We start from the raw sequence: 15,497 nt of genomic DNA on the forward strand, positions 1-15,497 counted from the left end.
GTTATGTCCAGCGTGGACCATCCGGTACGAGCCGGCGCCGCCGTCGACGGGCGGCGGATGACCGACCTGGGACCGGTGGCCAAGAGCTACGACGAGCTGCACCGTATCGACCTGCTCGGCGAGGCGCGTGCCGCCCGCGGGGTGCCGGCGGGCACGTACGACTCTCTGGTGTGCTCGGTCTTCCAGGCCGCCGAGGTGTGCCTGCTCAACCTGTCGCGGCTGGCCACCCGGACCCAGGCGTGCGTGCTGGCCGCCGACATTGCGGCCGCGTCCCGGTACATCCAGTGGGCGGTCGGGTTCCATCGGCTGCTGCGCCGACTGGGCACGGTGATGCTCGACGTCCGCAGCCGCTTCGGCTCCGGCGCGGCGGCCGGGGGAGGGACCCTGAGCATCGCGGAGACCGCCGGCTACGCGGCCTACGTCGACGCTCTCCGGGGGCTGGAGGACGCGGCGAAGGCGTCGCTGTTAAGCGGCGCACCCGAGGTGACCCGCTCCACCATCGCCACCAGGAGCATCGACGACTCGCTCTACCGGGTGCTGCACGGCATCCGGCTCACCTGCCACGACGCCACCAAGTGGGAAAGCGACCTGACCGGTGTGCCGGTCGGGGTGTGCCGCGGCGCCGACGAGCTGATCTCGGCCGAGACGCTGGCCCGGGCGGTCGCCGCGACCGAACTGAACCCGGCCACCCTGCACGGCGAGTTCGTCGCCCTACACCAGGTCCCGGAGATCCTCTGCGCCGAGGCGAACGACCACCTGGAGGTCGCCATCCGGGCGATCCGCGGGTCGGCGCTGAGCTGGGCGGCGCAGCACCTCGTGGTCTGCCGGCGGCTGCTCGACCCGGTGGTCGAGGCGCAGCGGGTGATGGCCGAGCATCTGGCCACCGGCGAGTACCACGAGTTCCGGACCAACCTGGGCCCGGCGAGCGGTACGCACTCGCTCGCGATCAAGCAGCACATGTTCCGGGATCTGTTCAAGCACATGTGGAACGACCTGGAGGCGTGGCTGCGCTCGTTCGGGACGTCGTCGCTGGAGGAGGCCGTCCGGGACATCGACGCCCGGCGCCACGACGACCCTGCTGCCTGGCTTCGGCACACCGTGGTCGACGAGGCGTTCCAGCTGCACTCCGCGCACCAGCAGTGGCGCCACGAGCACCTGCACATGCCGCGCAACTGCCTGGGCAGCGGCGGCACCAAGTCGATGATCGGCGTGCCGGACGGGCCCCAGGCGGTCTACAAAATGCGCGACGCGGCGAACGCCCAGCACTCACTGGCGGCGATCCACCGAGCCCGCCGTACCAGCCTGGCCAACGCCGTGCCGGACTCGCCGCTGGCCAAGCTCATCACCGACCCCAGCTCGCTCGACGCCGAGCTGATGCGGGTGGTGGGCGAGGCGACACGCGAGTACTTCCCCCAGGTCCAAGAGCAGAGCTATCAGCCGTTCCGTTCGGGCGCGGCTGAGCGGAACCCGTAGGAGCGCTGACGGTGACCACCGCCGAGACCAGGGCATCTGATCGCGTCATGCCCATCGACGACATCGCACTCCTGCCCGGCAGCTCCGGCGGCGCCTGGCACGGAGCCGGCTACGTGGCCAGCATCAAGGACGAGCGGGAGGTGTGGTGCGGCGGCCGCCGGGTCGACGTGGCCGGCGACCCGCGGTTTCGGCCCATGTTGTCCACGCTGGCCGGCCTCTACGACGCCCAGCACCGGCCCGACCGGGCGGACGAGATGCTGCACCGCTCGGAAGTCTCCGGGCGGTCGGTCAGCCTGTCCTACCTGGCGCCGGCCGACCAGCAGGACCTGGGCCGCAAGTGGGTCAACTCGCACCGGTGGGTGGAGGCCTCGTACGGCCAGCTGTCCCGCGTGCCCGACTTCATGTCCAACGTCGTGGTCGGCTTGTACGACTTCCGGTTCCAGCTGGCCGAGGTGGACCCGGAGTTCGGGCGCAACGCCGAGCGCTACTACCACTACTGCCGGGAGAACGACCTTACGCTCACCCACGGCCTGGGCGACCCGCAGATCGACCGGTCCTCGACCCCGGCCTATCGGCCCGAGCTGGGACTGCGCGTGGTGCGTCGCGGCGCCGACGGCATCGTGGTGCGCGGCGCGAAGCAGATCGCCACCCTCGCCCCGTACGCCCACGAGGTCCTCATCTACCTCTCGCCGGCCAACTACCTGCGCGAGGACCCCAGCTTCGTTTGCTGGTTCGCCGCGCCGCTGGCCACGCCGGGCCTGCGCGTGCTGTGCCGGGAGTCGTACGCCGACGGCTCCGCCGGGCTGTCCGCGCGTTACGACGAGCAGGACGCCATGCTGGTGTTCGACGACGTGTTCATCCCGATGAACCGGGTGTTCCTGCTCGACGACTCGGCCGTGGCGATGCGCGGCTTCGGCGAGCTGAACAAGTGGTCGCTCTACACCGGCCAGATTCGCTACTATCATCGGCTGCGCACCATGCTGGGTGTCGCCTCGCTGCTGGCGCAGGCGATCGGCGTCGACAAGTTCCGCGAGGTCACCAGCCTCCTCGGCGAGCTGACCTCGTACGTGGAGATCGTCCGGCTTGGCCTCGCCGCGATCGACGCCGAGTCCCGGCCCACCGCGTCCGGACTGCTCGCACCGGGCTCGACGGCCGCGCTCGACGCCGTCGCCGGCGGCTTCTCGACCCGGGCCTCGGCGATCATCCGGCAGATCGCGGCCTCCGGCCTGATCGTCCAGCCGTCGGACGCCGACCTGCGCGCGCCGGAGCTGCGTGCGGTGCTGGACGCCTACATGTGCGGGCGGGAAATGACCGTCGACGACAAGGCGCGGCTTTTCCGGCTCGCGGCCGACCTCGTGGTCGACCGGTTCGGGATGCGCCAGGAGCTTTACGAGACGTGGAACCGCGGCGACCCTGCCCGGGTCCGCTCGATGCTCTACGCCCGCTACCCCGACCTGCGGCGGTGCGAGAGCCAGGCCCGGAAGCTGGCCGAAGGGCGGGACGACGTCCAATGAGCCTGCACAGCATTCGCCTTGAAGGCGTCACCACCCACAACCTGAAGTCCGTCGACGTGTCGCTGCCCAAGGGCCGGCTCGTCGTCGCCGCCGGCGTGTCCGGCTCCGGCAAGTCGTCGCTGATTATTGACACCCTCTTCGAGCACTCGAAGACCCTGTACCTGGGCGCGCTGTCCAGCAAGTCGCTCGACATGGGCGACGGCGACTACCAGTTCGACCGGATCGCCGGCACTCAGCCGCCGGTCGCGCTGCGCCAGCGCGACGGGGGCTACTCCAACCCGCGTAGCACCGTGGGCACCCTCACCGGCCTCGATGGGCTGTACCGGCTGCTGTTCGGCGCCGGCTCCCGGCCGGTCTGCCCGGTGTGCCTCGGCCCGACCGGCGCGGACCTGTTCTGCGACACCTGCGGCTGTTTCGCCGAGCCGCACTCGGCCAAGCACTTCAGCCCCAACCGCAAGGAGGGTAAGTGCTTGGGCTGTGACGGCGTCGGCGAGATCGTCGGCTTCGCCCTCGACAAGATCATCCCGGACCGCTCGAAGACGCTCACTGAGATTTGGGACGGCGCCGACCCGGGCACGTTCGCCGTTCCCAACGTGCGCAAGGCCTTCGAGGCCATGGCCGCCGACATCGGGCTCGACCTCGACCTGCCGTTCGAGAAGCTGAGCCCGGAGCAGACCGAGCGGGTGCTGCACGGCTCGGACACCATCTACACACTGAAGATCCGCAAGGTCACCAACGACTTCCGGTTCGAGGGCATCCTCGACTTCCTCGAGCGTGCGTACAAGAACGCCTCGTCGGCCGCCCGCCGCAACGCCTTCACCAACTACCTCGGGCGGGAGGTGTGCTCGGCGTGCGGCGGCGGCCGGCTGCGTCCCGAGTCGCTCAGGGCTACCGTGGCCGGTCACACCTTCCACGACTTCCAGAGCGACGAACTGTCGCGGTCGATCGCCCGGCTGCGCCAGGCGCTCGCCTCCGGCGACATGCCTCCGCAGGTCCGCGAGCTCGCGGCGGCGATCGTCAAGCAGAGCGCGAACATCGACGAGGTCGGCCTCGGGCACCTGCAGCTGCGGCGGCCGGTCACCACGCTGTCCGGCGGCGAGCTGCAGCGGCTGCTGTTGGCCCAGCATTTGGCCAGCGACCTGACCGGGGTCATGTACGTGCTGGACGAGCCGACGGCGGGCCTGCACGAGGCCGACACCGGCAAGATCCTCACGTCGCTGCGGCGGCTACGCGACCTCGGCAACACCGTCATCGTCATCGAGCACGACGAGTCGGTGATCCGTGCCGCAGACTGGATCGTCGAGCTCGGCCCGGGCGCGGGGTCGCGCGGCGGCGAGATCGTCTTCGAGGGCCGGTTCGCTGACCTGCTGCGCGCCGGGGATTCGCCGACGGCCGCCGCGATGCTCTCCGAGGCGCCGTCTCGGACCGCCGTCGATCTCACCGGCGCGCGCTGGCTCGAGATCGGCGGCATCACCCGCAACAACGTCGTGGACCAGACCGCCCGGTTCCCGCTCGGCGGCCTCACCTGCGTCTCCGGGGTGTCGGGCGCGGGCAAGAGCTCGCTGGTGGCCGGCATCCACGACGCGGTGTCCCGGGTGATCGCGCGGCGGTCGGCCGGGACCGCGGCCGGGGGCGCCGGTGTCGAGGGCGCCAACGCCCTCGACGACGTCATCTACGTGGAGCAGCGCCCGATCGGCCGATCGAGCCGCAGCACGCTGGTCACTTACATCGGCATCAGCGACCACATCCGCGACGCCTTCGCCGGCAGCGCCGACGCCCTCGAGCGGGGCCTGGGCCGGGGCGAGTTCAGCCCCAACGTGGCCGGTGGCCGGTGCGAGGCCTGCAAGGGACTGGGCCTCGCCGAGATCGAGATGACGTTGTTCAAGAGTGAGTTCGTCGTCTGCCCCGAATGCGACGGCCGCCGGTTCCAGGACCACGTCCTGGAGGTACGGCTCAACGGCAGGAACATCTACGACGTGCTCTCGATGACCGTCGAGGACGCGCTCGGCTGGTTCGACGCCGCAGGCTACCCCAAGGTCGTCCAGGCGCTCGGCGTGCTCGACGAGTTCGGCCTGGGCTACCTGCAGCTGGGCTGCTCGACCACCACGCTCTCCGGCGGTGAGGCGCAACGGCTCAACTTGGCCGGCGAACTGCTCAAGCAGCGGCGCAGCCGGACGCTGTTCATCTTCGACGAGCCGACCCGTGGTCTGCACGCGGCCGACATCCGCCACCTGCTGGCGCTGTTCGAGCGGCTGCTGTCCACCGGCAACACCATCGTGGTCATCGAGCACAACGTGAAGGTGATCGCGATCGCGGATTGGGTGATCGACCTTGGGCCGGGCGCCGGTCACGACGGTGGCCGGGTTGTCCACAGCGGCACGCCGGCCGCCCTCGCCGCCAACCCGGACAGCGTGACCGGCCAGTTCGTCCGCCGGCTGCGCGACGAGCCGGACTCGACCGCGCCCGGGACCGAGCCGGCCGCCGGGCCGCCCATCGGCGTGGCGCCCGACCTCGGCGTGCTCGGCGAGCTGCTGCCCCTGGCGGTCACGGTGGTGGCCGGCACCGCCCGGAACGCCGAGCAGAACGACCCGACGCCGTACGGCCTGGTGATCGGCTCGCTGACCGTGGTCTCCGACGAGCTGGCTTTGATCGGCTTCCTGGTGCGCTCGCGCAGCACGAGCTGGCTGGCCATCGCCGACACCGGCCGGTTCTGCGTCAACATCCTCGGCGAGGACCAGAAGGACGTGGCCGACGCGCTCTCCCAGGGCCGCCCGGACTGCCGCTTCGAGGCCCTCGCGTGGACCCCGTCGGCCAACGGCTGCCCCCGGCTCGCCGGCGCCGTCGGCACCCTCGACTGCAGCCTGAAGTCCACCTACCAGATCGGCGATCACCAGTTCGTGCTCGCGACCGTGGTGACCGTCGACATGGATGCCGGCGCCGATCGGCGGCCGCTGCTGCGCGACGGCCGCGGGGACAGCGCGCTCGGCGCGTACGGGTGGCGCCGGTTCAGCCTCGAAGCGGGGGTGCGCTGAGTTGACCGCGCCGATCACCACCCACTACGAGCAGTTCCTGCACTTGCTCGCCGGCGAACCGGCGGACCCGGCCGGCGCCGGCCCGGTCCGCGCCCGCTACGGCGAACGCCCCGGTCCGGCTGGCGGGACCGAGCCGGTCGTGCTCAGCCGCGACGAGTGGATCCGCAACCAGATCGACCTGACGCTGGCGCTTGATCGGCTGCTCACCTCCGACGACGTGGTGGTCTCGGCCACCCCGTACGAGCTGTCGTTCATCGGCGCCGAGGTGGACCGCGTGATCGAGATGGTCGGCGCGTCCGTGATCAGCGTCGGGACCAGCCGGACCATCTGCCCGATGCCGCGGCTGCTGCAGTTGATCGAGCACTATGGGGCCACCGCCCTGGTGTGCCCGCCGAGCTTCGCGGCCGAGCTGACCGGGCTCGCGGTAGCGCAGGGACGGCGGCCCGCGGACTCGACGATCCGTTCGATCATCGCGGTCGGGGAGGCCTGCTCCACCGAGCGCCTCGACCGCATCGGCGCGGCCTGGACGGCGGCCACCTCCGCCCTCTACGGCACGCCGTCGACGCCCACGGTGGCGGTGGCCTGCGAGCACGGCACCCTGCACGTGTGCGACCACTGGCTGCGTGCCGAGGTTCACGACGGTCCGCGCGGCGAGCTGTTGCTCGACGGGGTGCCTACCGGCGAGCTGGTCGAGCTCGACCCGGACGGCCGCCGGTGTGCCTGCGGCGCCGCCGGTCCGGTGCTGGTGCCGCTGGGCAGCCTGACCGCCGCGGTCACCGGACCGGGCGGCCCGGTCTCGGCCGTGGACGTGGAGCGGATCGTCTTCGCCGAGCGCGGCCTCGCGCCGCACTTCGCCTGCGACGTCCGCGCCGGCGTCTTCCATGTGACCTGCGCGGTCGCCGGAGCGGAACCGGTGCGCGACGGCGCGGTGCAGCGATCGATCCGGGACCGGATTCGCGACGCGTACGGCGTCGACGCCGAGATCGCGATCGTCGACGTGAACGACTGGAGTACCGCCACATCATGACCGGCACGAGGAGACGAGACGTATGAGGGTAGCGGTAGTACAGACGCAATGGGTCGACGATCATGAGGAAGGCCTGCGCAACGCGTACCAGGTGATCGAGGACATCTGCCGGGACGGCGACATCGACCTCGTCTGCTTCCCCGAGTTCCTGCTCGGCCCCCCGTGGTACATGCCCGGTCAGGACGGTCTGAAGGGACGGACCGACACGCCGATCCCCGGCCCGGTCGTCGACGGCTTCCAGACTCTGGCCCGCAAGCTCGATACGCACATCCTGCTCGGCTCGATCGTCGAGGACCTGCAGGACGGCATGTATCGCAACACGTCCCTGCTGATCGGCCGGCAAGGTGCCATCGCCGGGCAGTCGATCAAGGCGCACGCGTTCGGCAACGAGATGGTGGTGTGCCGGCAGGCCGACTCGCTCGGCGTCACGACTACCGAGTTCGGGCAGATCGGCATCGCGGTTTGCTCCGACTTCTGGATCCCCGAGGTGATCCGGATGCTAGCTCTGGCCGGAGCCCGGACCATCTTCGTGCCGGGCGGGACGCTCGGGCAGAACCAGCCGCTGATGGTTAACGCGCTGCGCACTGCCGCGTACCTCAACGACGTCAACATCGTCTATGCGAGCTCGGTCGGCGTCGTGCGCGGCAAGCGCGGCGACCGGCTCGTGGAGATCCACTTCGCCGGGACCAGTCTGGTGGCCACGCCCGAGGGCGTCATCGCCCAGGCCGGCAGCGACAAGCCCGAGGTCCTGGTGGTCGACATCGAGGAGCCCGCGCCTGGGGACGGCCGGCGCTGGCAGCGGCTGCGCCGCCCGGAGGCGTACCGGCCGTTGCTCGGGCCGTACGTGGGGGCGAACCGGGACCTGGCCGCCGAGCTGCGGGCGAGCCTGAGCGGACCCGGCGGCCCGAACCGGGGCCGCCCTGTTGCCGCGACCAACGCCAGTGAAGGGACCCGTCAGTGACCATCTTTGTAGCTCAGCACGCCCGCCGGGACAGCGCAGAGGCGACCGTCGCCGCGGTGCTCGACGACCTAGACGGGTGGGTCACCGATGACGCCTCGTTCGTCGTGCTCCCGGAGAACGTCTTCGCTGCCACCGATGTCGACCGCGCCCCTTTCGCGCCGGCTCTGCGCGAGCAGTGTCGGGACCGCCTGGCGGCGCTGGCGCGCCGGCACGGCACCTACGTGCTGACCGGCTCGTGGGTGGAGGACCGGCCCGGCGCCGGCCCGGCCCAGGTGGTGCGGCTGCTGGACCCGGACGGCGCGGTGTGCGCCCAGGTGGAACGGCCGGTTCTGGCCAACGGGACGACCGGCGCCGGCACCGACTTCCCGGTGGTCGAGACGCCCTTCGGCCACGTCGGCGTGCTTCTCGGCCCGGACTTCTGGCTGGTCGAGCCGCCGCGGGTGGAGTGCCTGGCCGGCGCGGAGCTGCTACTGGTGGCCGGCGCTCTCGACGGCGTGCAGCAGGCGGCGCAGCGATCGGCGGTGTGGGGCATCGCGACCCTCAACACCGTCGCGGTCGCCTTCGCCTCGGCGCTGAGCGAGAGCTCCGGCGGCGGCAGTGCGGTGGCGATGCCCGAGGGCTTCGTCGCCGAGGCGGGCACGGCCGAGGGCGTGATCGAGGCGCCGTGGGACGTCGCGAAGGTCCGGCATCTGCGCGAACCCGATCTTCGCTTCCAGCAGACCCTCTGGTTCGGGCTGTGGGCCCGGCGTACCGAGCTGTACGCGGACCTCACGGCGCAGGTGGGCTGACATGCGAACCGACGGCGTACCCGCCCCCGACGTCCGACGACGGATCGCCGCCGAACTGGCCGACGACGTGCCCTGGACGCGGGTGCTCAACTCGATCTGCACCGAGCCGCACCCGCTGGGTGTGGAGATGGCGTCCAGCGCGTCGCACACCAATCTCGGTGACGTGCGCATCTTCCGTGGCACCAAGCGGATCGAACGCCGGGTCGTCCAGCTGCTGCTCGACCTGGTGGCCAATCCCGGCGGCTCGGGCAACCTGGTGTCCGGGGGCACCGAGGCGAACCTGATCGCAATGCTGGTGGCCCGCGAGTCGGCGCGGGGCAAGGGGCGGCTGACCCACCGGCCGGAGGTCGTGGTCAGCAGCACCGTGCACTACTCCTTCACCAAGATTTTCGGCCTGCTCGGCCTGACCCCGGTGGTCGTGCCGGTCGACGACGCGCTGCACCTGCCGGCCGGCGAGGTGGCCCGGCGCATCACCGAGCACACCGTCGCGGTAATCGCGACCGCCGGCAGCAGCGAGTTCGGCGTGGTCGACGCGGTCGACGAGATCGGGCCGGCGGTGTCCGGGCGGGACGTGCACCTGCACGTCGACGCGGCCACCGGCGGATTCATCATCCCGTTCGCCCGCGAGCTCGGCCACGACCTGCCCCAGTTCGACTTTTCCGTCGACGGCGTCGACTCGATCACCATCGACCCGCACAAGTACGGGCTGGCCCCGGTGCCGGCCGGCGCGATCCTGTTCCGCGGCGCGCAGGACGCCGGGCAGTTCGCCTTCGACTCGTTCTTCGTCGACACGCCGGCGCACCACACCCTGCTCGGCACCCGCCCGGGTGCCGCCGCGGTGGCGACCTTCGCGGTCCTCGAGCACCTCGGCCGGGACGGCTTCCGGGACATCACCCGCACCAACTTCGAGGTGACTGGGTACCTCGCCGACGGGCTGCGCGCGGCCGGACACGAGCTGCTCGCCGAACCGCAGCTGAACATCGTGGTGGTCAAGATGCCCGGTGCGACCCGCATCTCGCAGCGGCTGGAGTCCGACGGTTGGATCGTTTCCACCTCCAAGCGGTTCGGTGAGACGTTGCGGCTGGTCGTCAACCGGCACGTGACGCGCGAGGTGGTCGACGCGTTCCTGCCGGCGCTGGAACGTGCCCGCCGCGAGGTCGCCGCCGGCGTGGAGGTGGTGCTGCGATGAGCCTCTTCCGTGGCCCCGGCACCCGGCTCGCCGCCGTACAGATGCGGATCGAGCCCGGACAGCGTGAGGAGAACTTCGCGCGGGCGGCCAAGATGCTGTCCGAGGCGCGGGAACGCCGCGCCGACCTGGCCTGCCTGCCGGCGACGTTCGCCACCGGCCTCAACTTCCCGACGCTGCGCGCCGACGCGACCGCCGACGACGGGCCGGTCGTGCAGTTCCTGGCCGAGCAGGCCCGTACGCTCGGGATGCACATCGCCGCGGGCGTGCTGTTGTCGGAGGGTCGCGACGTCTACGACGCCGCGGTGCTCGTCGGGCCCGGCGGCGACGCGCTGGGCTGGTACCGCCGCTGCTGCGTGTGGGCGGGCGAGTCCGACTACGTGTCGACCGGCGTGCCCGGCGAGGTCGTCGACACCCCGGTCGGCCGGATCGGCCTGCTGGTGAGCTACGATCTGCGCTTCCCCGAGGCGAGCCGTGCGTACGTGGCGCAGGACGCCGACCTGATCGTCTGCGTGGCCAACCTCTTCGGGGCGTTCTCGCATCCGGTGCGCTCGATCTGCCGGGCCCGGGCCGCCGACAACGAGTGCGTGCTGGTCTTCGCCAGCGGGGTCGGCGAGAACCGGTTCGCCAACATGACGTACCTCGGCCGCAGCATGATCGTCGACGGCCTGGTGCAGGACACCCGCCAGGAGCCCGACGCGGACATCCTCGCCGAGGCCGGACCGGGCTTGCGCGAGGCCGTGATCGACGCCGAGGTGCACTGGCGGCAGCGCCGCAAGATCCGCGCCGATCTGCCCTTCCACGACGACCTGCGGTCGACGTGGACCGTCAGCCACGATGGACGGGGCCGATGAGGACTCTGCGGACGCAGCCGGACTCCGGCTGGCTCGGCGACGTGCTCGGGCTCGTGGCCATCGACATGCGGCAGTTCTTCGACAACCGCCTGTTCGCGGTCTCGACGCTGCTGACGTCGGTGTCGATGGTGTTGGCCTTCGGGCTGGCCACCGATCAGATGGTGAGCCCGGCTCCCTCGGCCGCCAACTACTTCGGCTTCGTGTTCCCCGGCATCATCGGCGCCGGCATCATGTTCAGCTGCACCTACACCATCGGGTACACGGTCATCATCGACCGCAACCGGCGGACGATCGAGGACCTGATCCTGTCGCCCCTGTCGTACTCGGGGTTCCTGCTGGCCCGGCTGGTCGGCGTGGTGCTCAAGTGCCTGTTCCAGTTCGTGCTCGTGATCGTGCTCGGCGTCGGGGTCTTCGACGCCCGGATCGTCTCGGTGCCGCTGTTGGTGCTCGGCTTCTTCACCGCCTGCACGGCGTTCGCCGGGCTGGGCATCCTCGTCGCGACGTACACCAACGAGATCTCCTTCCCGGCGGTTGTGAACATCATCGTCATCCCGCTCATGTACTTCGCCGGGATCTTCTTCCCGCTCGGCAACCTCGGCACGCTCGGGGATGTCTTCGCCAAGCTGCCGCTCGCGGTGCACGTCGAGATCTTCCGGGCCGCCACCTCGCCCGAGGTCACGGCCTCCGGGTCGGCGCTGGCCCTCGCGGTGGCCTACTCGTTCCTGGCCGTCGGCATCGCCTCATGGACATTCCGCAGGAGGATCGGCCATGGCTGACACCACGACGGGCGCCGGAACGCCGGTGCTGTCGGTCTCCCGCCTCGACTACCGGGTCAGCCCCGGTTTCGCCGTGCGCGCGGTCGACTTCTCCGTGCACGCCGGTGAGGGCGTGGCGGTCATCGGCACCAACGGCGCCGGTAAGACCACGCTGATCCGGCTCGTCGCCGGTCTGCTGCGCCCGGCCGGAGGCGAGGTGCGCATCTGCGGCACCCCGGCACGCCGCTGGGGGCAGGCGAGCCGGCACATCGGATACGTCCAGCAGGCCAAGGACCTGCCGGACGGGGTCAGCGTCGAGACGTACGTTAAGCATCAGCTCAAGCTCCGGCGCGCCGACCCCGGCCGGTACGAGGAGCTGATCGCGCTCGCCGACCTCGAGCAGTACCGCCACCAGTACGTCCGCAACCTCTCCGGCGGCAGCCAGCGCAAGCTGCACGTGATCTGCGCGGTCGCGCACCGGCCCGACCTGCTGATCCTCGACGAGCCCACCACCGGGCTCGACCCGGCCGCCCGCGAGACGCTGCTAGAGATGCTGCGCGGACTGAAGAAGGACGGCGTCGGCGTGCTGTTCGCCAGCCACCACCGCGACGAGCTGGAGGCGCTGGCCGACTCGGTCGTCGTCCTGCACCAGGGCCGGCAGGTCAAGGACGCCTCGCTGGACGCCGTCACCCGCCGGGGCGAGCGGTCCAGCCTGATCCTGGAGGCCTTCACCGACGAGTACCTGGCCCAGCTGCACTTCTGGGCCGGCCGGCAGGCGATGAGCTGCGGCCTGATCCGGTCCGTCCACCACGTCGACAACGGTGTGAAGCTCGACCTGTCCGACGGCGATCATCACAGCACGCTGGCCGAGCTGGTCTCGCGCGCCCATGCCGCAGGGCTCCCATTGCGCTCCGCGTCCTACTTCGAACCCACCCTGGCGGACGTCGTCCGTTCCCTTGTCGAGCACGTCGAACTGGAGGACATCGCATGAGCATCTCCACGACCACCACCAGCATGCCGTTCTGGAAGGAGTTCCCGGAGCGCGACAGCGAGTGGGTACGCCAATACCCGACCAAGCATGTGCCGGTGAACGAGGAGGAGGTATTCGCCCGCAAGCCCATGGGCGTGTACGTGCACATCCCGTTCTGCAACCGGCTCTGCTTCAGCTGCCCGTACATCAAGCACCAGACCGACCGGGACCTGACCCGTACCTACCTCGAAGCGCTCAAGGCCGAGATCACCAACTACGCCAACCGGCCATATATCCAGGACCACGTGATCACGCTGGGCTACATCGGCGGCGGCACCCCGACCGCGCTCACCGCCCCGCAGCTGGACGAGCTGTTCAACCACCTGTTCGGGAGCCTGAACGTCGACGAGAGCGCTGACTTCTCGATCGAGACGACCCCGGTCGACATCACCGAGCGCAAGGCCACCGTCCTGCTCGAGCACGGCATCCGGCGCATCAGCCTCGGCGTGCAGACCTTCGTGCCGGACGAGCTGCGCGACATCGGCCGCCCGAACGATCCGGAGATGCTCAAGGAGAGCATCCGGCTGCTGCGCCGGACCGGCTTCGAGAACATCAACATCGACCTGATGCACGGCATCAACGGACAGACGATGCAGAGCTGGGAGCACAGCCTCGACGTTGCCATCGAGCTCGGCGTCACCTGCATCTCCTTCTACACGTACATGGAGTTCGCGCAGATCTCCACCAAGCGTCGCAAGCTGCCGCCGGTGCCGGAGAAGGCAGTCGTCGACGAGATGTTTTTGTTCGCCGCGGAGAAGCTCACCAAGGCCGGCTTCCTCGGCTACTACGGCGACTGCTTCGCCAAGCCTGGCTTCCAGCCCAAGTACGGCGAGACATCGTGGAGCGAGGACGTGCCGATCATCCCGCTAGGCCCCACCGCGACCGGCCACCTGCGCGACCACTGGTACTTCAACGAGCCCGACATCGGCCGCTACATTCAGACCGTGATGGAGGGCCGGCTGCCGATCTCGATGGGCAAGCACATCACCAAGGCCGAGGCGATCCGCCGCTCGATGGTCCTCGGGGTCAAGGCCGGCCGGGTCAACCGCGAGCGTTTTCGGCGCATCCACGGCGTCGACTTCCTGGAGATGTTCCGTGCCGAGATCGACGACCTGATTGAGAAGGGGCTGATCACCGCGAACGACGAGGGCATCGAGGTGACCGGTCCGAAGGGCTGGTACTACCTCGACAACATCTCCAAGGCGTTCTACTCGCCCGAGTACCGGCGCTACCCCCAGCACCTGGGCGCCGACATCTCGAACTTCATCTCGCAGCAGTCGATCCCGCTGCAGATCATTTCCCGCCCCAAGGCCGAGGAGGTCAGCCATGACCACCACTGAGACTCGTCTGCTCAACCTCGCCGATCGGGTGCCGCAGCCCGCGCCGCACGACGACATCGACAAGGTGCGCCTGTACGACCTCGGCATGCGCCGGTCCGCGCTGATGGCCTACAAGCGGCCGACCGACCGGATCATGGCCAACGTCCGCGACGGGATGACCGACCTGGTCGAGGTCGGCTTCAACACCGGCCTGCTGTCGCTGCACGTCGCCGGCAAGCTGCCGGACCTGGCCGTGTCCGGCGTGGAGGAAAATCAGAACCTGGTCGACGTCGCCGAGGACAACCTGACGCTGGCGGTCTGGGCGAACACCGCCGGCGACGTCGAGTTCGAGATGGCCAAGCTCACCCGGCTGCCGTTCCCGGACGACTCGGCGGACATCGTCTTCTCGTTCTCCTCGCTGCACCGCTGGCGCCGGCCGGTCGAGACGCTGCGCGAGTGCGCCCGCATCTGCAAGCCCGACGGCGTGGTGATCATCGAGGACATGAACCGCCACGCCGAGGAGGGACACATCACCTTCATCCTGCAGTTCGTCAAGGAGGGCGGCGACGAGTTCATGCGGTCGCTGCAGGCGGCGTACACCCGCGACGAGGCGGCCGAGCTGCTCCGGGAAGCCGGCCTCGCGGACTGGCAGGTGGTCGAGGAGGACCTCGGCCTGGTGATCTCCTCGCGTCCGCTCGAGCCGGTGAGCGGCTGATGCCGGGCACCACGATCGCCGTCGTGCAGATGGAGTCGAAGCTCGGCAAGCCGGCGCAGAACCTGCGCCGGGCCGAGCACTACATCCACGAGGCGGTTGAGCAGAAAGCCGACCTGATCTGCCTCCCCGAGGCGTTCTCCACCTCCGGCAATATCCTCGAAGTCGCGGACGTATCGGTATCGATCCCGGGCCCGGAGACCGAGTTCCTCTGCGAGCAGGCGAAGGCGGCCGGCGTGCACATCGTGGCCGGCCTGCTCGAGCGGGGCGACGACGGCCAGTACTACAGCACCTCGGTGCTGGCCGGGCCGGCCGGGACCCTGCTTGGCCAGTACCGGCGCGTGCACTGCCACGAGCTGGAGAGCCGCTACCTCTCCGGCGGCTCGGAGTACCCGGTCTTCGACGTCGCGTTCGGGCGGATCGCCCTGATGCAGGGCTACGACGTCAACTTTCCCGAGGTCGCCCGGGAGTACTACCGCCGCGGCGTCGACGTCATCGTGTGCTCGGCGCTGGTCCCGGAGATGTTCGCGTACGTCGCCAACATGCGCCTGCCCGTCCGCGCCGTCGACGCCGAGTGCATCCTCGCCTTCGCCTCGGGCATCGGCACCAACCTCTACGCCGGATTCGGCTACATGGGACGCAGCCAGATCCTGGCCGACCCGCTGTTCCTCGAGGCCGAGCGGTTCGACTTCGTGGACGGTGACGAGCGGATGGTTGACCTCGGCAAGGAGCCCGGCGTCGGCGTCGTCGAGGTCGACCTCGACCGGATGCGCCGCTACCGGACGAAAGCCACGCTGCGAGGCGACCTGCAGCCGGCCACCTACTGGCAGCCCGAACGAGAGTGAA

General features: G+C 70.1%; 13 protein-coding genes. All 13 read left to right on the plus strand.

Annotated elements, in window-relative coordinates:
* Window positions 1-3: 3 nt before the first annotated feature.
* Genes ACQP2F_RS13345 through ACQP2F_RS13405 form a run of 13 tightly spaced genes read left to right on the plus strand, consistent with a single transcriptional unit; the run spans window position 4 to window position 15,496 of the window.
* Window positions 4-1,473, plus strand: coding sequence for a hypothetical protein (locus ACQP2F_RS13345; protein ID WP_433303902.1), 1,470 nt, complete (start codon window positions 4-6; stop codon window positions 1,471-1,473).
* A 47-nt stretch (window positions 1,474-1,520) separates the two neighbouring features.
* A complete protein-coding gene (locus ACQP2F_RS13350) occupies window positions 1,521-2,987 on the plus strand; it encodes a 4-hydroxyphenylacetate 3-hydroxylase N-terminal domain-containing protein (protein WP_433303904.1) in 1,467 nt (488 codons plus the stop codon).
* Window positions 2,984-6,019, plus strand: a complete 3,036-nt coding sequence (locus ACQP2F_RS13355) for a flavin reductase (RefSeq protein WP_433303905.1) — start codon at window positions 2,984-2,986, stop codon at window positions 6,017-6,019. The genes ACQP2F_RS13350 and ACQP2F_RS13355 overlap by 4 nt, the downstream gene beginning before the upstream one ends.
* 1 nt (window position 6,020) lies before the next feature.
* Window positions 6,021-7,046, plus strand: coding sequence for a hypothetical protein (locus tag ACQP2F_RS13360; RefSeq protein WP_433303907.1), 1,026 nt, complete (start codon window positions 6,021-6,023; stop codon window positions 7,044-7,046).
* Window positions 7,047-7,068: 22 nt separating this feature from the next.
* Window positions 7,069-8,007, plus strand: a complete 939-nt coding sequence (locus ACQP2F_RS13365; protein ID WP_433303909.1) for a carbon-nitrogen hydrolase family protein — start codon at window positions 7,069-7,071, stop codon at window positions 8,005-8,007.
* Window positions 8,004-8,795 carry a carbon-nitrogen hydrolase family protein gene (locus ACQP2F_RS13370; RefSeq protein ID WP_433303911.1) on the plus strand — a complete coding sequence of 264 codons (792 nt, stop codon included), beginning with the start codon at window positions 8,004-8,006 and terminating at the stop codon, window positions 8,793-8,795. The genes ACQP2F_RS13365 and ACQP2F_RS13370 overlap by 4 nt, the downstream gene beginning before the upstream one ends.
* A 1-nt stretch (window position 8,796) precedes the next feature.
* A complete protein-coding gene (mfnA, locus tag ACQP2F_RS13375; RefSeq protein WP_433303913.1) occupies window positions 8,797-9,984 on the plus strand; it encodes a tyrosine decarboxylase MfnA in 1,188 nt (395 codons plus the stop codon).
* Window positions 9,981-10,835 carry a carbon-nitrogen hydrolase family protein gene (locus ACQP2F_RS13380; RefSeq protein WP_433303915.1) on the plus strand — a complete coding sequence of 285 codons (855 nt, stop codon included), beginning with the start codon at window positions 9,981-9,983 and terminating at the stop codon, window positions 10,833-10,835. The genes mfnA and ACQP2F_RS13380 overlap by 4 nt, the downstream gene beginning before the upstream one ends.
* Window positions 10,832-11,611, plus strand: coding sequence for an ABC transporter permease (locus tag ACQP2F_RS13385; RefSeq protein ID WP_433303917.1), 780 nt, complete (start codon window positions 10,832-10,834; stop codon window positions 11,609-11,611). The genes ACQP2F_RS13380 and ACQP2F_RS13385 overlap by 4 nt, the downstream gene beginning before the upstream one ends.
* The gene (locus ACQP2F_RS13390; RefSeq protein ID WP_433303919.1) at window positions 11,604-12,581 is read left to right on the plus strand and encodes an ABC transporter ATP-binding protein; all 978 of its coding nucleotides are present in this window, start codon (window positions 11,604-11,606) and stop codon (window positions 12,579-12,581) included. The genes ACQP2F_RS13385 and ACQP2F_RS13390 overlap by 8 nt, the downstream gene beginning before the upstream one ends.
* Window positions 12,578-13,960 (plus strand): coproporphyrinogen-III oxidase family protein, encoded by a 1,383-nt coding sequence (locus ACQP2F_RS13395; RefSeq protein ID WP_433303921.1) that lies wholly within the window; start codon window positions 12,578-12,580, stop codon window positions 13,958-13,960. Before ACQP2F_RS13390 ends, ACQP2F_RS13395 begins: the two co-directional genes overlap by 4 nt.
* Window positions 13,947-14,654, plus strand: a complete 708-nt coding sequence (locus tag ACQP2F_RS13400; protein WP_433303923.1) for a class I SAM-dependent methyltransferase — start codon at window positions 13,947-13,949, stop codon at window positions 14,652-14,654. The genes ACQP2F_RS13395 and ACQP2F_RS13400 overlap by 14 nt, the downstream gene beginning before the upstream one ends.
* Window positions 14,654-15,496 carry a carbon-nitrogen hydrolase family protein gene (locus tag ACQP2F_RS13405; protein ID WP_433303925.1) on the plus strand — a complete coding sequence of 281 codons (843 nt, stop codon included), beginning with the start codon at window positions 14,654-14,656 and terminating at the stop codon, window positions 15,494-15,496. Before ACQP2F_RS13400 ends, ACQP2F_RS13405 begins: the two co-directional genes overlap by 1 nt.
* The last annotated feature ends 1 nt before the right edge of the window (window position 15,497 follow it).

It is taken from the genome of Actinoplanes sp. CA-030573, from assembly GCF_050951115.1.
Classification (GTDB): Bacteria; Actinomycetota; Actinomycetes; order Mycobacteriales; family Micromonosporaceae; genus Actinoplanes.